The sequence below is a fragment of the Clostridium sp. MT-14 genome (assembly GCF_042436595.1).
Taxonomy (GTDB): domain Bacteria; phylum Bacillota; class Clostridia; order Clostridiales; family Clostridiaceae; genus Clostridium_B; species Clostridium_B aromativorans.
Window position 1 is genome coordinate 15,954 of sequence record NZ_JBHMIY010000007.1, and the last position, 20,969, is coordinate 36,922.

At 34.1% G+C, this 20,969-nt stretch carries 22 protein-coding genes; 3 read left to right on the forward strand and 19 right to left on the reverse strand.

Going from position 1 to position 20,969, the window contains the following annotated elements; genetic code table 11:
• Positions 1-3: 3 nt before the first annotated feature.
• Positions 4-330 (reverse strand): P-II family nitrogen regulator, encoded by a 327-nt coding sequence (locus tag ACFHWD_RS07075; protein WP_106010180.1) that lies wholly within the window; start codon positions 328-330, stop codon positions 4-6.
• 154 nt (positions 331-484) lie between these two features.
• Entirely contained in the window at positions 485-1,303 is an 819-nt protein-coding gene (gene nifH / locus ACFHWD_RS07080; RefSeq protein ID WP_106010179.1) for a nitrogenase iron protein, read from the reverse strand.
• Between the two features lie 297 nt (positions 1,304-1,600).
• Here nifH and ACFHWD_RS07085 point away from each other — a divergent pair, with 297 nt between their 5' ends.
• Positions 1,601-1,810: a winged helix-turn-helix transcriptional regulator gene (locus tag ACFHWD_RS07085; RefSeq protein ID WP_378061264.1), complete on the forward strand. Its 210-nt coding sequence runs from the start codon at positions 1,601-1,603 to the stop codon at positions 1,808-1,810.
• Positions 1,811-1,978: 168 nt separating this feature from the next.
• Here ACFHWD_RS07085 and ACFHWD_RS07090 read toward each other — a convergent pair whose 3' ends face one another.
• The 13 genes from ACFHWD_RS07090 to ACFHWD_RS07150 all read right to left on the reverse strand — a co-directional run bounded on the left by ACFHWD_RS07090 (position 1,979) and on the right by ACFHWD_RS07150 (position 12,801).
• Positions 1,979-2,173, reverse strand: coding sequence for a hypothetical protein (locus ACFHWD_RS07090; protein ID WP_150355457.1), 195 nt, complete (start codon positions 2,171-2,173; stop codon positions 1,979-1,981).
• Positions 2,174-2,520: 347 nt separating this feature from the next.
• The gene (locus tag ACFHWD_RS07095; RefSeq protein ID WP_150355456.1) at positions 2,521-3,327 is read right to left on the reverse strand and encodes an MBL fold metallo-hydrolase; all 807 of its coding nucleotides are present in this window, start codon (positions 3,325-3,327) and stop codon (positions 2,521-2,523) included.
• 23 nt (positions 3,328-3,350) lie between these two features.
• The gene (locus ACFHWD_RS07100) at positions 3,351-4,454 is read right to left on the reverse strand and encodes a helix-turn-helix domain-containing protein (RefSeq protein WP_179977252.1); all 1,104 of its coding nucleotides are present in this window, start codon (positions 4,452-4,454) and stop codon (positions 3,351-3,353) included.
• 240 nt (positions 4,455-4,694) lie between these two features.
• Positions 4,695-5,651 (reverse strand): bile acid:sodium symporter family protein, encoded by a 957-nt coding sequence (locus tag ACFHWD_RS07105; protein WP_378061189.1) that lies wholly within the window; start codon positions 5,649-5,651, stop codon positions 4,695-4,697.
• 66 nt (positions 5,652-5,717) lie between these two features.
• The gene (gene panC, locus ACFHWD_RS07110; protein WP_378061191.1) at positions 5,718-6,572 is read right to left on the reverse strand and encodes a pantoate--beta-alanine ligase; all 855 of its coding nucleotides are present in this window, start codon (positions 6,570-6,572) and stop codon (positions 5,718-5,720) included.
• A gap of 76 nt (positions 6,573-6,648) precedes the next feature.
• Positions 6,649-7,032 carry a hypothetical protein gene (locus ACFHWD_RS07115; protein ID WP_273335397.1) on the reverse strand — a complete coding sequence of 128 codons (384 nt, stop codon included), beginning with the start codon at positions 7,030-7,032 and terminating at the stop codon, positions 6,649-6,651.
• Positions 7,033-7,273: 241 nt separating this feature from the next.
• Complete coding sequence (locus tag ACFHWD_RS07120) at positions 7,274-7,843, reverse strand: CDP-alcohol phosphatidyltransferase family protein (protein ID WP_378061194.1); 570 nt, start codon at positions 7,841-7,843, stop codon at positions 7,274-7,276.
• A gap of 87 nt (positions 7,844-7,930) precedes the next feature.
• Positions 7,931-9,187: a DUF4434 domain-containing protein gene (locus ACFHWD_RS07125; protein WP_378061196.1), complete on the reverse strand. Its 1,257-nt coding sequence runs from the start codon at positions 9,185-9,187 to the stop codon at positions 7,931-7,933.
• Positions 9,188-9,263: 76 nt separating this feature from the next.
• Positions 9,264-9,977, reverse strand: a complete 714-nt coding sequence (locus ACFHWD_RS07130; protein WP_150355450.1) for an SGNH/GDSL hydrolase family protein — start codon at positions 9,975-9,977, stop codon at positions 9,264-9,266.
• A gap of 33 nt (positions 9,978-10,010) precedes the next feature.
• Positions 10,011-10,289 (reverse strand): Imm53 family immunity protein, encoded by a 279-nt coding sequence (locus ACFHWD_RS07135; protein ID WP_150355449.1) that lies wholly within the window; start codon positions 10,287-10,289, stop codon positions 10,011-10,013.
• Between the two features lie 247 nt (positions 10,290-10,536).
• Complete coding sequence (locus ACFHWD_RS07140) at positions 10,537-11,064, reverse strand: peptide deformylase (RefSeq protein WP_150355448.1); 528 nt, start codon at positions 11,062-11,064, stop codon at positions 10,537-10,539.
• A gap of 44 nt (positions 11,065-11,108) precedes the next feature.
• Positions 11,109-11,978 carry a pirin family protein gene (locus tag ACFHWD_RS07145; RefSeq protein WP_150355447.1) on the reverse strand — a complete coding sequence of 290 codons (870 nt, stop codon included), beginning with the start codon at positions 11,976-11,978 and terminating at the stop codon, positions 11,109-11,111.
• Positions 11,979-12,078: 100 nt separating this feature from the next.
• Entirely contained in the window at positions 12,079-12,801 is a 723-nt protein-coding gene (locus tag ACFHWD_RS07150) for an EcsC family protein (protein ID WP_150355446.1), read from the reverse strand.
• Positions 12,802-13,016: 215 nt separating this feature from the next.
• Here ACFHWD_RS07150 and ACFHWD_RS07155 point away from each other — a divergent pair, with 215 nt between their 5' ends.
• Positions 13,017-13,898, forward strand: coding sequence for a VIT1/CCC1 transporter family protein (locus ACFHWD_RS07155; RefSeq protein ID WP_378061199.1), 882 nt, complete (start codon positions 13,017-13,019; stop codon positions 13,896-13,898).
• Between the two features lie 68 nt (positions 13,899-13,966).
• Here ACFHWD_RS07155 and gap read toward each other — a convergent pair whose 3' ends face one another.
• Complete coding sequence (gene gap, locus ACFHWD_RS07160) at positions 13,967-15,022, reverse strand: type I glyceraldehyde-3-phosphate dehydrogenase (RefSeq protein WP_378061201.1); 1,056 nt, start codon at positions 15,020-15,022, stop codon at positions 13,967-13,969.
• 375 nt (positions 15,023-15,397) lie between these two features.
• On the opposite strand from gap, the gene gltX reads away from it, so the two are divergent.
• Positions 15,398-16,852, forward strand: a complete 1,455-nt coding sequence (gltX, locus tag ACFHWD_RS07165) for a glutamate--tRNA ligase (RefSeq protein WP_378061203.1) — start codon at positions 15,398-15,400, stop codon at positions 16,850-16,852.
• Positions 16,853-16,912: 60 nt separating this feature from the next.
• On the opposite strand, the gene ACFHWD_RS07170 is transcribed toward gltX, so the two are convergent.
• The 3 genes from ACFHWD_RS07170 to purB form a co-directional block, all read right to left on the reverse strand.
• Entirely contained in the window at positions 16,913-17,836 is a 924-nt protein-coding gene (locus tag ACFHWD_RS07170; RefSeq protein WP_378061204.1) for a hypothetical protein, read from the reverse strand.
• A gap of 137 nt (positions 17,837-17,973) precedes the next feature.
• Positions 17,974-19,416, reverse strand: coding sequence for an NAD(P)/FAD-dependent oxidoreductase (locus ACFHWD_RS07175; RefSeq protein ID WP_150355442.1), 1,443 nt, complete (start codon positions 19,414-19,416; stop codon positions 17,974-17,976).
• Between the two features lie 23 nt (positions 19,417-19,439).
• Positions 19,440-20,870, reverse strand: a complete 1,431-nt coding sequence (gene purB, locus ACFHWD_RS07180) for an adenylosuccinate lyase (protein WP_150355441.1) — start codon at positions 20,868-20,870, stop codon at positions 19,440-19,442.
• Positions 20,871-20,969: the final 99 nt, after the last annotated feature.

The window sequence follows — 20,969 nt, forward strand, 5'->3', positions numbered from 1 at the left end:
CCCCTATAATTCCTTTGTATTTGAACTTATTGTATAGGCCTCTTCTACAGGAGTTACAAATATCTTTCCATCTCCAAAGGCTCCTTTGGTTCCAGTTTTCGCATTTTTAGTGATTATGCTTATAATATCATCCTTGTCCTCATCTTTTATCACTATCAGCAGCATCTGTTTAGGTATTTCATCGTAAAATATTTCTCCGACTTTTACTCCTCTCTGTTTACCCCTGCCTGCCACATCAAACTTGGTCACTGCCGGGAAACCAGCATCACATAATTCCGAAAGTACAATTGAAGCTTTTTCCGGCCTTATAATAGCTTTTACCATTAACATTATTGAACACTCCCCTTTTTTGTGTTAAACTTACATTGTATTAGAATTTAGTCGATTCTGGTACTTTTTTGGGTGTATCCCTCAAATCACCTCAAAATTTAGGGATACACTTTATTATTTTATTCTCTATAAACTGTACTTTCATATTATGACCTCAATCCATAAGACCGTGTTCCATCATTATGGCTTCCAGCTCATCCTGAGCCATCGGTTTTGGTATTACAAACATGTCATTTCCATCTATAGCCTGGGCAAGCGCTCTGTATTCATCCGCCTGCTTGGCTTTTGGATCATACTGTATAACAGTCTGCTTGTTTATCTCTGCTTTTGTAACCTCCGGACTTCTCGGTACGAAATATATCAACTGGCTTCCTAATTTTTTAGCAAATGAATCAAGAAGTTCTCTCTCATTGGCAACCTTTCTGCTGTTGCATATTATACCTCCCAGTCTGACTCCACCTGCGTTTGCAAATTTGCTTATACCTTTTGATATGTTGTTTGCCGCATACATGGCCATCATTTCACCGCTGGCCACTATATATATTTCCTGAGCCTTTCCTTCACGTATAGGCATTGCAAATCCACCACAGACAACATCACCCAGTACATCATAGAAAACATAGTCCAAATCATCCGTATAAGCTCCCAGCTGCTCCAACATATTAATTGAAGTTATAATACCTCTTCCGGCACAGCCGACTCCAGGTTCCGGTCCACCGGATTCAACGCATTTTATGTTTCCAAATCCATTTTTCAATATTGAATCCAGATCTACATCCTCGCCTTCTTCTCTCAGAGTATCCAAAACCGTCTTCTGAGCCAGTCCACCTAAAAGCAATCTAGTTGAATCCGCTTTAGGATCACAACCTACTACCATTATGTGCTTTCCCATTTCTGCTAACCCTGAAGTAAGATTTTGCGTTGTAGTGGATTTTCCAATTCCACCTTTTCCATAAATAGCTACCTGTCTCATTTTACATATCTCCTCGCTTATAAATTTTGGTATAACCAATAGTGCTTTTTAATTTTATAAAAAAATAACACAACTTTTTAAAAAAGGCAATAGGAAAATTTATTAATTTATCAAAATATATATATTGTAAATGATAACATATCAATAATATAGTGCTTTAAAATATTGTTTAATAATTATCCACTTATACTCGTTGTATAATATGTTCACTATTAAACACAAAAAATATGGGTACTTATAATAGGATTTACAATGACCGTCATTGGGAGCAAATGGAGAGCAATAATATTATGACATATATTAAAAGAACAACCAATCAAATACGGTCAACTGAAAAAATCTATTCCGAACATATGTAATAAAATATTATCACAGGAATTAAAAAAATTGGAGATGGATAACCTTATTGAAAGAATTCCCTATACAACAATTCCGCCTAAAGTTGAATATCTACCCACTAACAGAGGAAAATCCTTGGAAAACATATTATATGAGCTATGCCTTTGAGGTAAAAAATACATGCCCTAAATATAATCTACATAAAAATAAATACATAACCATGTTGAATTTTCCAACACAGCTATGTACTTATAAATTTTAATAACAGAGGTTAACTCAATTTAAATTTCACTATTTTTTAGCACTGTTCATCATAAATAAATTTAAACTTTCTATTTATTTCTTTAAATTTATCTGTCCAATTTCTTCGTACATTTCATCATAATTACCTATACATATAACTGAATTAAAGCCTTTTTTTATATCCTTATTTAATCTGAAAATATCAACCTTATCCTGTATTTTCTGTTTTACTAATGGAATTCTAAAATTCCAGTTTCCTTTTAAATTATCATCTCTGGCAAAATTCATGTTGAAATCAAATTTATCGGGAACTATATCTCCGCCGGTTACAGGAAAAACCTCTGTAACTACAGTCTTTGTATTATCAGATCTTTATAAGTCTGCCAAAAGCTTCCTTGTCACCTTTCTTAGCCCTCTTAGCCAATTTTGTTAAGTCTATATATCCCATCTTAGCCTCCATCTTAAAATATGATCATATTTTATATTTACATATTAGATAAGTTAAGTTCACTTTTGGTTCTTCATTTAAGCAAAAATAATTGGAATAGCTTTTCACTATTCCATACAGCCTTAAACTTTATATAGAGTTTTAAATTATTTTTACTTTTTTTATGAAATAATCAATTCAAATAGTTTTACCAATTCACTTCCAACCCTACTCCAACTTCTTTCACAGGTAAAAATTTATTTATCTCCGCTTTAACGACAAAGGATGTACAGTGACATGGATATAACTCTTTTATGTTGTTTCGTCTTAAATAATTAACAGTCTTATTAACCTGCTCATCTATTTCAAATAAGTGAAACCCACCTATAACTCCCAATACTCTATTATCTTTACATATTTTCTTTGCATATTCTATTATATTGCATATTCCACTATGAGAACATCCAGTAATAATATAAATACCATTTTTACTTTTATATGCAAGTGCTGTATCATCCATCAGATAATCCTCAACCAAAATTCCATCAACATTTTGTTTTCCAATAGGTCTTCTTCTTTCAAAATTATTTGTCTGCGGTATTTCCCCTAAAAAAGTTATGTGTTCACTGACTTTTTTAGGTTTTCTTGAAAGTATTAAATTGCACTTTTTTTCTAGTTCCCCCTGTAAAATGGGAGAACAGATTTTCAAATTTCCTTCAAATTTTTCTGTAAAGGCATCTGGATGTGCGATAATGTTTATATTGTTTTTATACTGATGCTCAAAATAATATTTTAACCCTCCAGTGTGGTCATTATGGCCATGTGAAATAATAATAACACTTACTTTTTCTAAATCTACACCTAATGAAGCGGAATTTCTGAGAAATATATCAGAATAACCTACATCAAATAACAATATAGTATCCTCGTCTTCAATATAATATGAAACAGCAGGTTCACCATAATAATATTGGTCAATATATGTATTATTATCCACTAAAACTTTTAATTTCACTTCTGCATCTCCCCTTCTTAAAATCACCTATGTTTTTTCATATTATTCACTCTATCTGAAATCTGTACGAATCTGTCGTCTTCCCTTACAGGATCAAATATATCATCCTCAAGAAGCTTGCTCATATTTTCATACATATCCAGTGTAAACCCTGGCTTGTTTCCCGAAAGCTCATCAAAACACCATACAGAAGAAATTTTCTCTTTTTCGTTCAGGTTGTTTACCTCAATATACTCTATCCATTTTTCAAGCATGCCCAAGGCCTTTTCCTTTTCTCCCATTTTTAAATACACATTTGCAAAATTCATATATTCTATATGAAGTCCAAGTACAGCCTCGGCTTCAGGTGAAAACGCCCTTTTAATGTCAACTGCCGTATTGAGGTATTTTTCCACTAATTTAAGATTATTCTTGTCTTCACAGTAGGATTTTGCAAGGCACATTAAAACAGAGCTCATATAAAAAATATACTTCCAGAGCTGTCCCTGAAGAATTTTGCGCCCTCTATTTACAGTACCCTCCTTTTTCAAATATATATTTGCCAGCATAAAGTCAACCTGGTATTCACTTTTATTTATTTTGTTGAGCACCTCCACTGCCCTGTCATCTTCACCTCTTGATGAATATATAGTGCTCAGCACATAAAGCGCCAGTTCAGTTGTATTTCTGTCACTGCAGTTTTTCCCTATATCTTCAAACAGTCCTTTTGCATAATCTTCCATTTTATCTGACGCTGCCCTGTTTTTACATCTCCAGGAATACATATGGAACAAAAATCCTATTCTGAATTTAAGAAAATAACTTGAACTATACTTTTCTATATATTTTTTCCCAAGTTCAATGCCTTTTTCCATCTCCTTTCCAGCCATAAGTTCTTCACACTTTTTAAATATATCCATCACTTCTTCCTCAGACAACTGTATCCTGTAATTTAAAAGCTTATCTATGGAAACACCAAAAAAAGAAGCAAGTACCGGAAGAAGTTCAATATCAGGATAAGAATTTCCCATTTCCCATTTTGAAACAGCTGCTGTAGAAACACCTATATATTTTCCAAGCTGCTCCTGGGTAATCTGTCTTTCTTTTCTAAGCCTTGATATTATTTCATCTATCTGCAATTTCCCCATAATCCACTCACTCCAGTATTTTTATATTATAGAGCTCTATAAATACATTATAGCTTAATCCTTTAAATTCACCTATGGATTTCTAGTTTAACATATTATAAAAATTCAACCAGCAGTTGAATATCTGTAATTGACTATGAATAAATCAACCTTGGTCTTTTATATTATAATAACGTAAATAATAAGCCAATGCTTAGTTTTATCAAGCATTGGCTTTAGCTTTATACAGGGGAGAAAACCCTATATTATTACACCCTGTGATTTTTTATCATCAATCTCTTTGTTGGACCAGAAAGCTGCAAGAGCAGAACCGGATATATTGTGCCATACACTAAATATTGCTGCCGGTATTGCAGCTGCCGGTGAGAAAAAGCTCATGGCCAATGTCACTCCTAATCCTGAATTCTGCATACCCACTTCAAATGATACAGCTCTTCTTTTAGTTTCATTCATACCAAGCACTTTTCCTGCTAAATATCCAAACAGGAAACCAAATAAATTGTGGAGAATTACAGCACCAATTGCAATTGCAGCAGTTGTCAATAATTTTTTTGAATTAGCACTTATTACTCCTCCAACCAGCAAAGCTATGCATATAGTTGATACAATTGGAAGTGCTTTTACAGCTTTTTGCGTTTTTTCTCCAAATATACAATTTACTATAACACCTAAAAGTATAGGTACTATGACTATCTTAACAATTTCCATAAACAATCCCATTATCGGTATTGAAATCCATTTACCTGCCAAAAGTAATATTAAAATAGGCATTAAAAACGGAGCAAGTATTGTAGAAACTGCACCTATGCAAATAGAAAGTGCAAGATCTCCTCTGCCTATATAGCACATTACATTTGATGCGGTACCGCTTGGACAGCACCCTACAAGAATGACTCCTACTGCCAGCTCTTTAGGCAGTTTTAAAATCAAACACAGTATATATGCTACACAGGGCATTATACAATAATGGGCTGCTACACCTATAAATACATCTTTAGGTCTAGTAAACACTTCTTTGAAATCTTCCTTTTTTAAAGTAATACCCATTCCAAACATTATAACTCCTAAAAACACTGAGATATCAGGTACAATCCATAAAAAGGTCTTCGGCTGCAGAAGTCCTATGACCGCAACAGCTATGATTAACACTGAAAAATATCTGTTTAACACTTTCCCCAGTTTTTCCATAAAGTCCATGATAAATCTCTCCCAAACTTTTAGTTTGATTCATAATCGGATATTTTTTGTCTTGTCATCCGCATTTTATTTTTCTCCCGTTCTAAATGTAAAATTATCTATCAGCCTGGTTTTTCCTATGAATACTGCTATAGCTATCAATAAAGATTCATCTGCTTTTTTAACCGGTCTCAATGATTCACTATCTGCAATTTCAATATAATCTATCCTGGCTAAAGGCTGCTTGTTTATTTCCTGTTCAATTACACGTTTAACCAACAATGCATCTTTTTCACCATCTTCCAATAGTTTTTTGGCTTTTTTTAAACTTTTGTTCAACACTAAGGACGCCTGCCTTTCTTCCTTTGAAAGATAAGTGTTTCTTGAACTTTTTGCCAACCCATCCTCTTCTCTTATTATTGGACAGCCTACAACCTGTACATCAAAATTTAAGTCCCTCACCATTCTTTTAACTACAGCTAATTGTTGTGCGTCTTTTTCTCCGAAGTAGGCTCTGTCTGGTGTTACTATATTGAATAGTTTGGAAACTACAGTACACACTCCCCTGAAATGACCTGGACGTTTGGCTCCGCATAATCCTTCCGTTAACCCCTCTACTTCTACGTTGGTAGATCTATTTTCAAAATACATCTCTGAGGGCTCCGGATTAAATATTATACTTGCTCCTGAACTTTCACAGAGTTTTTTATCATGTTCCATATCTCTTGGATAAGTTTTAAAATCCTCGTTAGGTCCAAATTGTATAGGATTGACAAAAACACTGACTACTACTCTATCATTTTCTTTCACGGCTGTGTCTATGAGACTTTTATGTCCTTCATGAAGGCATCCCATTGTAGGAACAAGCCCTATTGATAATCCTTCTCTTTTCCATTCCCTGACTTGTTGTCTGACTTCTTTTATTGTTTTTACTGTTTTCATTATTTTCCTCCAAAAAGCATAATTTTAATACAACTTCACTTATTTAAAGAAGCTTTCAATAAAAAATACATATTATTTAATTTTTTAAATTTTTTATAGGTGAAATATTTATTAGAAAATTAAAACATGGAATGAATTGATATCTGAAAACACCAAAATTGTTTATATTTAGAAAAGATTTTTGAAGATAAAAGCTATTGACGTGACATATAACCTTATCTTTCGAATTAAATCTTTGTATATTCTGCCAAATACTTGAGATTATGTCATCAAGAATTTTAATAAATGTTGTATCACTATTTTTTAATATTAGTCCCTCTAATTTCACATTAGTATCTTCAGCTTCTAATGCATACTTGTAGTTTCTGCTATCATAGCCCTTAATACCCACGTTACCCGGGACAAAATATTCACTTAAAAAGCCTGATTTTTCTACTCCAACAAATCTATTATCAACCAATCACTCCTTTCTTCCTGTAAATTTAAGAAGTGATACAAAACTCCTAAGTTTAATTCAAAACCAGGGAGACCTTTATTGACTGTCTTATTCAAATGATATAAGCAGATATATGTATATAAATAATATTGGTACAGCTTTTAATAAATACCGCCCACTTTTACATTTTATTACATGATCAGCTTTCAGTCAACAGTAGTATTTCAAGTAAACATTCTTTATATATCACTTTGTAAACTGGCTGTCAAGACAATAATTTAAAACATTTTCTTATCCTCAAATATGAAGACAATAGTCCTAATATCAACATAATATACAATAAGAAATTTACCATATATGCAGAGTTATCATATGTAAAAATATTAAATATACAGGCTATACCCGGTACAATAAAAATCATAACTGCTGCAATTCTTCCCAGTCTGTCAAAAATGAATGGATGCATTGATAATTTATCATATCTCTTTATAAAATTTGAAGTACATAAAAACTCTACAAATTTGAGACACATAAATATTAGGAACCATAAAGGCAATATTCTCAAAATCACTAAAATTACATAAGATGAAATTATGAAAAACAAATCTGCAAAGATGTCAAGTTTGGCACCTGCTGTTGAAGTGCAGTTGAATTTTCTTGCAATGTACCCATCAATAAAATCTGATACACATATACAAAAAAATAAGGCTATAAGGCTGAAAATTTTCTGCTGTCCATGCTTAAACTGCTCCAAAATATTTGATACAAATAAAATGGACATAATTATCCTTAGCACTGTAATTCCGTTGGGTATAAACCTGACTATTTTCTTCACTTTAAGCTAATCCTTTCATTTTTAGGTTTTTCTAAGGTTCTTGAAAAAGATTTTTCTCAATATAGGCAAAATTTTTTTACAATATTTCTATACTGTAATTTTTTTTGATACGTTCCCCCAAAAATCCACGGCTTCTATTTGATATTTAGATTCCGCTGAAATATTTTTACATACAAATTTTCCCCATGTCTGATCTTTATTCCCGCCATATTTTCTCTGCACAACAGGAGAATATATATTCTTTCCATTGCAGTATACTCTATACCCCGCTATATTTCCAGATACTTCCCACTGAAGTGAAATTTTATTCTCCATTTTGTGAATTTTAACCCATTTAGGCGGATCCGGTCTTTTGTTATAGACTTCATGCTGATACAAATACCTTTTATAGGCCCTGTGAAAACCACTGTTTATATTGACCGGGCTGTAATAGTGGCTGTAGGAAAAAGTTATGATATCATCTATAAATGGATTTTCAAGCCTCATCTGCTTTATAAACCTCTTCATAAATGCACTTGACCAGTTGGTATGATCAAAGGTCTCTACATTGGCCCAAAATAAAATTCCCTTTTTTGATTTTACAGCTCCCTCAAGAGCCTGAAACCAATCTTTCACCTGGCTTATATCAAGTCCTCCGCCTCCCACTGAATCCTGTGGACAGAATATATCCCCTTCTTTTAAATCAACTATTTTGAAAAAATACTTCCAATTATCTGCATAGAGCTGCGGAGTAGAATATTTTGAGTTCATGAAAGGCGATATCATAAATGGCAGTCTCAAATCATTTTTATCCATATATTCCAAATTTATATTTACAGCATTGGCCAATACTTTAAAATCTCTTAAATTTTTAAAATTAAGATTATCCACTTCATAGACCCAATACCATCCGTAAAAAGCATTTTTATATTTGCCATGGTATTTTTCATACAATTCCTGCACTATCAGATTTCCTTTTTTCATCTGTTCATACAGCCATCTTGGTTTTCTAGGCCCTATCCTCCACCACAAGACATTGTAATCAATTCCCAGGAATACCTTAAAGCCAAATTTTTCACAATTTCTCAGGCAGGTGTCAACTACATCCACCCTTCCAGCCCTATTTTCATTTTCTATTGAAGTCTCATATACTCTCTTGATACTTTGGTTTTGAACCACAAAAGTGTTCATCACAATATATTTCATTTTAACTTCTTTCAAATAGGAGAGTTCTTTCTGCCATTCCAAGTCATTCCATTTTATCACCATATCCGGTTGAATAAATGTACCCGATGCCTGTGGAAAATTATTTTGCATTTTTTTATTGTAATAATTGAACATTTTACGAAAGGGACTATCTATCATCAATGCAACCACCATACCCTGCAATATATTTCATTTCTCTATAAAATTAGTATGTGCAGTGTACTCATATTATTCTTCAAAGCAGTAAAAAACTGTAATTATCTTTGAGAAAATTGAGTATTATATGGGCAATCAGGGAATGTCCCTCCAAATTAGGATGAATACCGTCTATGCACAAAAATTTATTGTAGTCATTTTGTTTGAGAATTTCCGATCTCACATCAATCAAGGTAGTTTTTGTCCTATGGGCCACCTTTGTAATCATTTCACTGTATGTCCTGTGCCAATTGTAAATTTTCACTTCCGAACCCAACCACTTTAAAACATTTTTTTCGGCTGTTTTATCTCCCTTTGTAATCCAGTTAAAGTATCTTTTATAATCCAGAGGAGGCAGTGTCATAAGCATCGGTATTATACCGGATTCTTTAAAGGTGCATATCATATTGGACAGCATATCATTAAAAGTTGAGATATCCGTCTTTGGCCTGTGCTTGGAATCGGGGTCTTTTGCTATATCCCCCCAGTCAAAATCACAGTCATTTCCCCCAAACTCTATTAATACAATATCTGGAGTTTTTATTATGACATCAGTATACATCTTGCTTATTCCTCTCTTGATCGTACTTCCAAACCTCCCGGCATTGCATACAGTTCCCTTAAAACTTCTTCCAACTATACTGGCAAAACAGTCCTTTAACCTTGAATATCTTGCCCTCCTGCTGTCATATATAACGCCCTTTGTTATAGAATCACCAAAAGCAACTAAATTATAACTTTCTTTTGTTTTCATAGTATCCCCCCTCAAAACATAGGAACTTAAAAATCACTTAATCCAGCAGTAAAAAACATTTAAAATATCTTCCAGGTTTTCAATTCCACCATAACCCTTAAATAAACCATTCTTTTTAATACACTTAAACCAATTATCATCACCCTTTCGTATATATACGGTTTTGAAACTCTCAGTTTCATAAACTGTATCAAATAGGTCAATGCATACACACCACCCACAATTGTTTACAGTTTCTATCTGTATGCCCGTGCAAATGCTGCTCTTGGATATATTTTTATACCATTTTTGAAGAACTTCTATAATTGGCATAGTATCTCCTTTTTTGTTTAAATCTATTTTTACATTAATATAATACTATATATGTAACTATATTTCAATACATAGTTTTTATAACTATATATTGAAATAATATAGCAAACTATACTATATACAACAAAAAGAAAATGCCATTACCACATTTTGAATGACATTTCCTATCTCATTATTATGTTTGTATGAAAATTTGACCGTTATCAAGTGAAAAAATTATATTACTCTATTCCACACTCTAACAACATCACTTCATTCCACTTAAACCTTCATCAAGGTATCCCATTTTATCCTTATTCATTCTAAAGGATTTTTTGTCGATTGCTCTTTGAAAAGCTAATATACCATCAAGGTGATCGTATTCATGTTGTATTAATTCCGATAAATCACCCTCAGGTTCCATAGTACAATCATTCCATTCTAAATCTTTATAATGAACTTTACATCTTTTATGTCTATATAATCTTACTTCTATTCCCGGAAAACTCATACAATCATCCCACACTTCAAATTTTTCATCATCCACAAATTCAACCTTGGGATTTATTAAAGCTATCGAATTATAATTAAAATCTACATATATTATCCTAAACAATTCATTTATTTGAGGTGCTGCTATCGCTCTGCCAAATCCATACTTTTTCCTAAAATTCATCATTGTATCATGTAGTTCCTTAACTATTTGTTCAGCTCGATCAAGCTCATCTTTTGAAACCTCTTTACAGATTTTATACAAATTTTCATTTCCCAATAATAATATTTTTTTTATATCCATAATTTCCCCACCTCAACTTATTATACTCATAATAAAATTATACACTATTTTAAGTTATGGTTTGCATATTTACCGTTTTTTATAAAGGTTCCATTGTCAATTTCCTCAAAAGCTTTTTTAAGCTCCTCTCTTGTATTCATGACAATAGGACCTCCCCAGGCTACAGGCTCTTTAAGGGGATTGCCTATAAATATTGTAAAGCGCATTCCATCTTCACCGGAACGAATTCTAACTTCTTCTCCCCCATTGAATAGAACTGCACTTTTTTCCTTGATACACTGTTTCTCGTTTTTATCAAAATAACCATATCCCCTAAAAATATACACAAATACAGTAGACTTAACATCTGTTTTAATAGACCATTCAGCTTGTTTTTCCATATTTATATCCAAAATGTCAGCTTTCACATATTCTCCCCTAAAAGCTCCAGGAATGTCCTTGTAGTGTCCTGATATTATTCTCACAGTAAAACCTTTCTTTTTCACTTCAGGTATACTTTCCTTACTTATATCATGGTACTTTGGGATACACATCTTGTCTTTCTTCGGAATATTTATCCAAAGCTGAAACCCAAACATTTTCTTTGAAGGCTGCGGCATCTCTTGATGAATTATCCCGCTTCCAGCAGTCATCCATTGACAGCATCCGTCTTCAATTATACCCTTATTGCCAAGACTGTCCCCATGTTCGATTTTCCCGCTCATAAGATAAGTAACAGTTTCAATTCCCCTGTGTGGATGCCACGGAAACCCCTTAATATAATCTTCAGAATTTTCCGAATCAAAAATATCCAACATCAGAAAAGGATCAAATTCTGTAACTGTATCCAGCGCCAGTACACGCAAAAGTTTCACTCCTGCACCGTCTTGTTGTACGTTTCCCCCCACTATTTTTCTTACAGTTCTAGCTGGCATATGACATTCCTCCTCAAATAATATTATAATTTTTATACTGTCCTTATTATAACATTATTACAGAATACAGCTTATGAAAATTATCTAAAATATTCATAATTTACAATTTAAAAACCCTAAGTCTATAGGCATTCATAGCTGTATTCCCCAGCTGCTTTATCAATTTATAATTGGCATATGCCCCCACTGCTGCCCCAATTCCAGGGACAAGCTGCAGCATCTTTGCAATGTCAATATAATCTCTGTATTCCTGTTGAAATGTTCTCCAGTCAAAATGACTCTTATCTTCAGGAAGTGATGCCCTGCAATAATTATCCCAATCCGACATTATATCATAGACTTCCCTTCTTCTTCCCTGGCTTGAAAAAGCTATTTGAAATATATAGAGTATATACAATCGCTCCCTGTAATTCTTTACATTGAAACTGTAGATACCAGCAGTATCAAACAAAAATTTCATTTTCAACCCAAGTAATATGGGAAAATCAGCCAAGCCCACAATAATTCCAGCTCCACCTGTACCTGCACCGCTTACTGCAGCTGCATTCCTGTAAAATTTCATCTTTTCCCTTACTAAATTTTCTCTTGATTCCAAATTCATGTCATGAACGGGAGCGGTAGAGATATATTTATATCCATATATAACTGTCTTCACCATACCTTCTATGGATTTTGTAATTATGTGCTGGCACTTTTCAGGAATAAACTCATTTAATTTTGACTGCATTTTTTTTGTAAAATCATTTGTAAAGCTGGGCCTGCTTGTCATTTCTTTTTTCCACTGGAGCAACTCTTCCAAGGCTTTATCTTCATACAAACTCATATAAATTTCTCCTATATCATTCATTTTATTAAAATTAGTTTAATTAATATAGATTATAATAATATAATCACTAATTCAAGTGAATGCTTAATATATCCATACGCTTGATTTTATTACAGTAAACTTTTGGCTTGTAAGTACATGACCACAGTATTATAATATATGTTACATACTTTCCCCAGAGAAAAATAATATACAAAAAGGTTGTAGGTAAAATGAAAATAGATGAGAATTTAAAAAAAATTCTATTTCAGATGCAATTGAGAGAAATAACTGAAAGACAGATATATATAAATGTGTCCAAAATCACAAAAGATGAAAAAAACAAAAAAATACTGTTAAAAATAGCAGGAGACGAAGAAGGACATTATAAATTTATAAAAACATATACTAATATGGAAGTTTCACCTGATAAAAAAAAGATATGGTTCTACTCTACCATAGCAAAGATCTTTGGTTTCACCTTTGCCGTAAAACAAATGGAAGGAAGAGAAACTGAGGCTGTCAGAGGTTACAGCTATAGTAAACTGTCAAATGCCTTCCCTGAATTTTCCAAAATAGCAGAGGATGAAGAAAAACACGAGTTCTTGCTGCTCGACATGCTGGATGAAGAAAAACTCAAATATATAGGTTCTATAGTTCTTGGACTAAATGATGCACTTGTGGAGATAACAGGCAGTGTTGCCGGTTTTACACTTTCCATGGCAAACACAAAAGTAATTGCACTAGCTGGAATGATCACAGGAATATCAGCTACCCTTTCCATGGCTGCCAGTGAATACATTGCCGAAAAAGCAGAAAATACAAAAGACGCCTTAAAATCCAGTGTTTATACTGGCGTTTCCTATTTAATAACTGTTATTTTACTCATACTTCCCTTTCTCTTTATGCCAGGAAACATGTACATACAGGCACTGGTAGTAACTCTTGTCATTGCTGTAATTATAATATCTATCTTTAATTACTATATATCAGTAGCTAAAGGATTCAATTTCAAGCAGCGATTTATACAAATGGCCGGTGTAAGCTTAGGAGTTGCTCTTTTTTCCTTTATTGTAGGCCTTGTAGTAAAAAATGTATTTGGAATAAATTTATAAATAGTGGACAGCTTACAAGAAGCTGCCCACCGTTATTATTATAGGAAAATTTATGATTTGGCTAAAATTTATATTCTGTTTGTCATCATTTCTCTAGTAGTAGTTTCAGAATCCTTTTCCATTTCTTCTGCAACATAATTTACAAGATCCACAGTCCTGCAGGAGTAAGCCCACTCATTATCATACCAAGATACCACCTTCACCATATTTCCTGATGCCATAGTTGAAAGTCCATCTATTATAGAGGATCTGTCATCGCCTTTATAATCTACTGAAACCAATGGTTCATCAGAATATCCCAATATTCCTTCCATAAGTCCCTCAGAGGCCCTTTTAAAAGTTTTATTTATTTCCTCTACAGTAACAGATTTTGAAAGCTGACATACTAAATCAGTAACGGAAACTGTAGCTGTAGGAACTCTAAAGGCAATCCCATTCAATTTTCCCTTTAAATTCGGAAGTACTTTTGCAACTGCCTTGGCCGCCCCTGTTGTAGTTGGAATTATAGATTGACCAGCTGCTCTTGCTCTTCTCAAATCCTTATGGGTTTTATCAAGTAATCTCTGATCATTTGTATAGGAATGAACTGTAGTCATAAAGCCATTTATAATACCGAAGTTTTCATCCAGAACCTTTGCAAAAGGAGCTAGACAATTGGTTGTACAAGATGCATTCGAAATAATATTGTGGGATTTTACGTCAAATTTTTCTTCATTTACTCCCATAACTATAGTTATATCTTCACCTTTAGCAGGCGCCGTAATTATAACCTTTTTTGCTCCGGCCTTTATATGCTTATATAAACTTTCTCTAGTTTTAAATTTTCCTGTGGATTCCACAACTATGTCCACATTTAACTTGTCCCAGGGTAAATTTTCAGGATCATCTTCTCTAAAGATCTTTATTTCAGAACCATTTACAAATATGGAGTCCTTTCCCGCTTTTGCATTTCCCCTAAACCTGCCATAACAAGAATCGTATTTAAAAAGGTGCACAAGGGTTTCATTATCTGCTCTGGCATTGATTGCCACAATATCAACAGTTCCCTTTAATCTCTCCTGGGCAATCCTTAAAACCAATCTTCCTATTCTTCCAAAACCATTAATTGCAACTTTTATAGACATTACTTTTTTCCTCCCATAAAATACTTACCTATCATATAAAGTTTATTTTTTATATATGCTACTCATATTAATAATTATATACCTTATATGTTGTATGTGCAACATATATGCTATATTATTTATATCAATAATACTCATATATGTCAAATTTACTTTTATGGAGGAATACTATATTGAAGCGGCTTTTTCGCCATATACGTTGCATATTTCAGGTATTTAATCTAATTTGCTCACTTTTACAAGAACATGAATTTAAAAACTACCTTGACACAAATTCTCTATTATTATATTATTTAAAGAGTAATAGCAAGCTCATAACCTTTCGTCTAAAACGGATGAGAGGTTTTTACTTTAAAATAAATAGGAGTGAAAAAAATGACCAAGGTAAGAACGAGATTTGCACCGAGCCCCACAGGATATATGCATGTGGGTAATTTAAGGACTGCCCTCTATACATACTTAATTGCAAAACATGCTGGCGGAGACTTCATACTCAGAATTGAAGATACGGATCAGGGAAGATTCGTTGAAGGTGCCTTAGATATAATCTACAACACTTTAAAAACTACAGGACTAAAACACGACGAAGGTCCGGATATAGGCGGACCAGTAGGGCCTTATATCCAGAGCCAGAGAACCGATATATATTTAAAATATGCAAAAAAACTTATAGATATGGGAAAAGCTTATTACTGCTTTTGTACAAAGGAGAGAATTGATACACTGAGGGCTAACTCTCAAATATCAGGAGACTACAAATATGATAAACATTGTCTCCATCTTTCAAAAGAAGAAATAAAGGAAAAACTTAATTCCGGAATACCTTATGTAATAAGGCAGAATAATCCCAAAACCGGCGTTACAACTTTCCATGATGAGATCTATGGCGATATATGCGTGGACAATTCGGAATTAGATGATATGATACTCATAAAATCCGATAGCTATCCTACCTACAACTTTGCAAACGTAATAGATGACCATCTTATGGGAATTACGCATGTAGTAAGGGGAAGTGAGTACCTGTCTTCGGCTCCAAAATACAACAGGTTATATGAAGCTTTCGGCTGGCAGATCCCAATATATATTCACTGTCCTCCAATAATGAAAGATCTACACCATAAGTTGAGTAAAAGAAATGGTGACGCGTCTTTTGAAGATCTTATAAAAAAAGGATACCTCAAAGAAGCTGTTTTAAACTACATAGCCCTTTTAGGCTGGAATCCCGGAGATGAAAGGGAAATTTTTAATCTTCAGGAGCTGGTAGAAAGATTTGACTATAGAAATATAAATAAATCTCCTGCCATATTCGATACTGTAAAATTGAAATGGATGAATGGACAGTATATTAAAAATATGCCTTTGGAAGATTTTAATTCTCTTGCTCTTCCCTACTATAAAAAAGTCATTTCAAAGGATCTGGATTTTTTGAAAATAAGCAAGCTGCTTAAGACCAGAGTTGAAGTACTCAGTGAAATACCAGATTTTTTGGACTTTTTTCAGGAACTTCCGGATTACTCTGCAGACATGTATATCCATAAAAGAATGAAGACAAATTTACAGAATTCACTGATCACTCTTGAAAAATTTCTTCCAAGAGTAGAATCACTGGATCCCTGGACTTTCGAAAACATAGAAAAGTGCTGTATGGATCTGGTATCAGATATGCAGGTTAAAAATGGAGTAGTACTCTGGCCTGTAAGGACGGCACTTTCAGGTAAAAAATCCACTCCCGGCGGTGCTTTTGAAATAGCAGATATTATAGGAAAAGAAGAATCCATAAAGAGAGTAAAAATTGGAATTGAAAAACTTAAGAAGGCAAATCAATAAAATGAATACCTGGATTTTCATGTTCAATGTATTTTATACATAAACATCCAGGTATTTTCTCTATGAATTTTTATATTCATCCAGCTTCGATTCTCTTATAAATATTATTTTGGAAAATAATATGACAATGTTGTTTTCAATTATAACAAATCCTTTTCCTGTACCTGTGATGAGCTTTCTTGAGAGATATTTGAACTTTCCCTGGCCCCGTGTCTGTATGCACACCCTTTTGCCAATTATTGCGCCAAAATAATGACACAGCGATTTTTCCAGAGGGTAGTATGTCATATCATCTTTTTTAGAATGTTCTTCCATGTATACCGGTTCAGGCAAATTCATTCCAACTATATTTCTTACAGGTATTACTATGATTTCACCTTCCCCATTTTTAAATTTGGCCAGCTCTTCATCTGCACATATCAAATTTATCTGTTCAAACACACAGTTTTCATCGCCGTCAGTGCATATGTCAAATTTTTTATTCACATATCTGTTCAATAAATTTTTTATCTCCTCATTGCATGCTGAAAAACATACATCTTTTGTCGGCATCTCCCTTGTCTCTTTTGAGTCCAACTGTTTTATGCTTTTGGCAGCTCTGCCGTCCTGTCTCACATTTCTATCATCCGACAATTTCTTATCGGGTCCCTGGCCTGATTTTTTAATCTGTTCCTGTGCTTTTTTTAGTATTTCTTCATGAATCGGATTTTTACCTGTATTTTGGGGTTTTCCTCCATCAATTTTCTTCCCAATTTTTTTGTCTCCCATACCCTCCTTACCTTTGTCCCTGATAATATTTTTTTCTATGAACCCAATTAAATCCTTCAAATCCGCATATTCATCGTGCTCATAATGATGATCTTCACCGTGATGCAAATCTTCAAAATGCCTTCTATCGTATTTTTGTATTCTCTTCATATATTTGGGAAACATATATAGAGCAAGCTGCATCAAATCATCCATGTCATTCCTGGATCTTCTCAATATTATTACCTCCACAATTAAATAGCTATATTATCAGGATATGAAACCCCATGTAATATTGCAATCAAGTTATATTCAGGTTCAAAGAATTGGAGCTGCCGCAAATTGATTATACGGCAGCCTTCATAATTTAAAATCTATTTCTGTATTTTCATCACATTTATCCGATTTACCCTTTTAGGAAGTATGGAGGATCCTGGACCTCTCTGTTTAACTTGTTCTTCAGGTATATCCATTTCTCTTGCTATGAGTTTTCTGACCCTAGAACCGCAAAATGCCCCCTGGCACATGCCCATGCCAGCCCTTGTACGGCGTTTGACTCCATCAATGGATATTGTCCTTACCGGTCTATTTAATGCATCTACAATTTCCGCTTCCGTTACCCTTTCGCATCTGCATATAATATGTTTTTCAGGCTCTTTTGCATTTATGTCTCCATCAAAATTTTTATCCTTTTTTACTATAATAGGTTTTCTATAGGGATTAAAATCATCTTTTTCCTCCAGCTTTACTTTCTTGCTCAATATATTTACTACTTCCTCTGCTATGGCTGGAGCAGAAGTAAGTCCCGGTGAATCTATGCCCGCTACATTTATGAATCCCTCTACTTTTGTCTCTTCTATTATGAAATCTCTGGTACTGCTGGTAGGCCTCACTCCTGCAAAAGAGGTTATAGCTTTTTTCATGTCAAAACCCTCTACAGATTTCCTGGCGGTTTCAACAATGTAATTCAGCATTTCCTCATTCGTATTCACATCTTCCTTGTTTGAAACCTCCTGGGCGTTTGGGCCTATCATCAGATTGCCATGATAGGTAGTAGTCACTAAAATTCCCTTGCCCTTTTCCGTAGGTACCTGAAATATTACACTATTCACCAGGTAGGACTGATCCCTGTTGAAAAGGACATATTCACCTTTCCTTGGAATTATATGAAAATGGTCCAGGCCAACCATATTGGATATTTTATCACTGTAGACCCCCGCTGCATTTATTACATATCTAGCCTCTATCCTCTCCTGGCTGGTAACTATTTCAAAATAATTTTCCTTTCTATTTATGCCTATAACTTCACTTTCCAGTTTCAAATCCACTCCATTTTCCACTGCATTTTCTGCCAGTGCTATGGTGAATTCATAGGGAGAACAAACTCCTGAGTCTTTACAGTAGAGAGCCCATTTAACCTCATTGTTCACATAAGGCTCCATCTGTCTTACCTTTTCGCCGTCTATTATCTCCATTCCCCCTACACCATTTTTTATACCATTATGATACAACTTCTCAAGATGTTTTTTCTCTTCATCTGAAAAAGCTATTACAAGGGAGCCTGTTTCTCTATAACCAAAATTCAACTCCCTGTTTAACCTGTCATACATCCTGTTTCCCTTTACGCATAATTTAGCCTTTAAAGTACCCGGCGTGTCGTCATATCCTCCATGCACTATACCGCTGTTGGCTTTAGACGCCCCACAGGATACATCATCCTGTTTTTCTATCAGACAAATTTTTAATTTATATCTGGAAAACCTTCTTGCAATGGCTGAACCTTCCACTCCTGCTCCTATAATGGCAATATCGTACATATACAATCCTCCCATATATTAGACTAGACATTTATCTGGGCCTCTTTCCCCAGATACTGTTTATTATTTTCAAGCATTGGGCTTATTTGGCTCTCTATAAAATCCACCACTTGGCCTGGTGCCCTTCCAACAAATTTTTCGGGACTCACCAGAGACAGTATCTCTTCTTTTTTCATTTTAAAAAATGGGTCTTTTATAATTCTTTCCAGAAGATCATTTTCCTTTCCCTCTGATTTCACCCTCTTAGCTGCTTCCATAGAATGAATCCTGATTCTCTCATGAAGTTCCTGTCTATCCCCTCCTCTTTTAACAGCTTCCATTATTATATTCTCCGTAGCCATAAATGGAAGTTCCTTAAGTACATGGGATGCAATTGTCTTTGGATAAACCACCATATTTTCAGATACATTCATATATAAATTTAAGACCCCGTCCAGTGCCAAAAATGCCTCAGGAAGGACTATCCTCCTGTTTGCAGAATCATCCAGGGTTCTTTCAAACCATTGAGTCGAAGCAGTTATAGCCGGGTTCAAGGCATTCACAATTATATATCTGCACAGAGAACCCATTCTCTCACATCTCATAGGATTCCTTTTATATGCCATGGCTGAAGAGCCTATCTGATTTTTTTCAAAAGGTTCCTCCATTTCCTTCATATTTTGAAGTATCCTGAGATCATTGCTGAACTTATAAGCACTTTGTGCTATCTCTGAAAGAGTATTTAATATTATGGAATCGAGCTTTCTGGTATAGGTCTGTCCTGTAACCATAAATTCCTGATTGAATCCCATCTTCTCCGTCACCATTTTATCCAGCATCTTTACCTTTTCTTCATTGCCGTTAAACAGATCCATGAAACTGGCCTGAGTTCCCGTAGTTCCTTTTACTCCTCTGAATCTGATTTTATCAATGACAAAATCAATATTTTCCATATCCAGATATAGATCCTGTATCCAGAGAGATGCTCTCTTGCCAACTGTAGTGAGCTGGGCAGGCTGAAGATGTGTAAATCCGAGAGTGGGAAGATCTTTGTATTCAAGTGCAAAATCCTTGAGATAATTTATCACATTCAGTATTTTTCCCCTCACTATGTAAAGTGCCTTTTTCATAATTATAAGATCTGTATTATCCCCTACATAACAGCTGGTTGCCCCCAGATGTATTATTCCCTTGGCCTTAGGGCACTGAAGTCCATAGGCATATACGTGGCTCATCACATCATGACGTACTTCCTTTTCTCTTTTTTCTGCATCCTCATAATTTATATTTTCCACATTGGCTTTCAATTCATCTATTTGTTCAGAAGTTATATTGAGCCCAAGCTCTTTCTCACACTCAGCCAGAGCTACCCAGAGTTTTCTCCAAGTTTTAAATTTCATCTCATCGGAAAATAGATAACTCATTTCCCGTGAGGCATACCTTCTATTTAATGGGTTATTGTATGTATCTCTCATGATAAAATACCTCCGTACATATACTATAATTTAATTGTTTTCATTCATATTATAACATATATTTCTATTATATTATATTATTATATTCGTATAATCTTA

What these genes read in the sequence shown, in the direction of transcription:
- ACFHWD_RS07150 (WP_150355446.1), bottom strand. Translation starts at nt 12,801, where the DNA reads ATGAGTTTGTATGAAGATAAAGCCTTGGAAGAGTTGCTCCAGTGGAAA.
- ACFHWD_RS07135 (WP_150355449.1), bottom strand. Translation starts at nt 10,289, where the DNA reads ATGCCAATTATAGAAGTTCTTCAAAAATGGTATAAAAATATATCCAAG.
- ACFHWD_RS07100 (WP_179977252.1), bottom strand. Translation starts at nt 4,454, where the DNA reads ATGGGGAAATTGCAGATAGATGAAATAATATCAAGGCTTAGAAAAGAA.
- ACFHWD_RS07125 (WP_378061196.1), bottom strand. Translation starts at nt 9,187, where the DNA reads ATGATAGATAGTCCCTTTCGTAAAATGTTCAATTATTACAATAAAAAA.
- ACFHWD_RS07090 (WP_150355457.1), bottom strand. Translation starts at nt 2,173, where the DNA reads ATGAATTTTGCCAGAGATGATAATTTAAAAGGAAACTGGAATTTTAGA.
- ACFHWD_RS07140 (WP_150355448.1), bottom strand. Translation starts at nt 11,064, where the DNA reads ATGGATATAAAAAAAATATTATTATTGGGAAATGAAAATTTGTATAAA.
- panC (WP_378061191.1), bottom strand. Translation starts at nt 6,572, where the DNA reads ATGAAAACAGTAAAAACAATAAAAGAAGTCAGACAACAAGTCAGGGAA.
- ACFHWD_RS07155 (WP_378061199.1), top strand. Translation starts at nt 13,017, where the DNA reads ATGAAAATAGATGAGAATTTAAAAAAAATTCTATTTCAGATGCAATTG.
- gap (WP_378061201.1), bottom strand. Translation starts at nt 15,022, where the DNA reads ATGTCTATAAAAGTTGCAATTAATGGTTTTGGAAGAATAGGAAGATTG.
- ACFHWD_RS07175 (WP_150355442.1), bottom strand. Translation starts at nt 19,416, where the DNA reads ATGTACGATATTGCCATTATAGGAGCAGGAGTGGAAGGTTCAGCCATT.
- ACFHWD_RS07130 (WP_150355450.1), bottom strand. Translation starts at nt 9,977, where the DNA reads ATGAAAACAAAAGAAAGTTATAATTTAGTTGCTTTTGGTGATTCTATA.
- gltX (WP_378061203.1), top strand. Translation starts at nt 15,398, where the DNA reads ATGACCAAGGTAAGAACGAGATTTGCACCGAGCCCCACAGGATATATG.
- ACFHWD_RS07105 (WP_378061189.1), bottom strand. Translation starts at nt 5,651, where the DNA reads ATGGACTTTATGGAAAAACTGGGGAAAGTGTTAAACAGATATTTTTCA.
- ACFHWD_RS07145 (WP_150355447.1), bottom strand. Translation starts at nt 11,978, where the DNA reads ATGCCAGCTAGAACTGTAAGAAAAATAGTGGGGGGAAACGTACAACAA.
- purB (WP_150355441.1), bottom strand. Translation starts at nt 20,870, where the DNA reads ATGAGAGATACATACAATAACCCATTAAATAGAAGGTATGCCTCACGG.
- nifH (WP_106010179.1), bottom strand. Translation starts at nt 1,303, where the DNA reads ATGAGACAGGTAGCTATTTATGGAAAAGGTGGAATTGGAAAATCCACT.
- ACFHWD_RS07075 (WP_106010180.1), bottom strand. Translation starts at nt 330, where the DNA reads ATGTTAATGGTAAAAGCTATTATAAGGCCGGAAAAAGCTTCAATTGTA.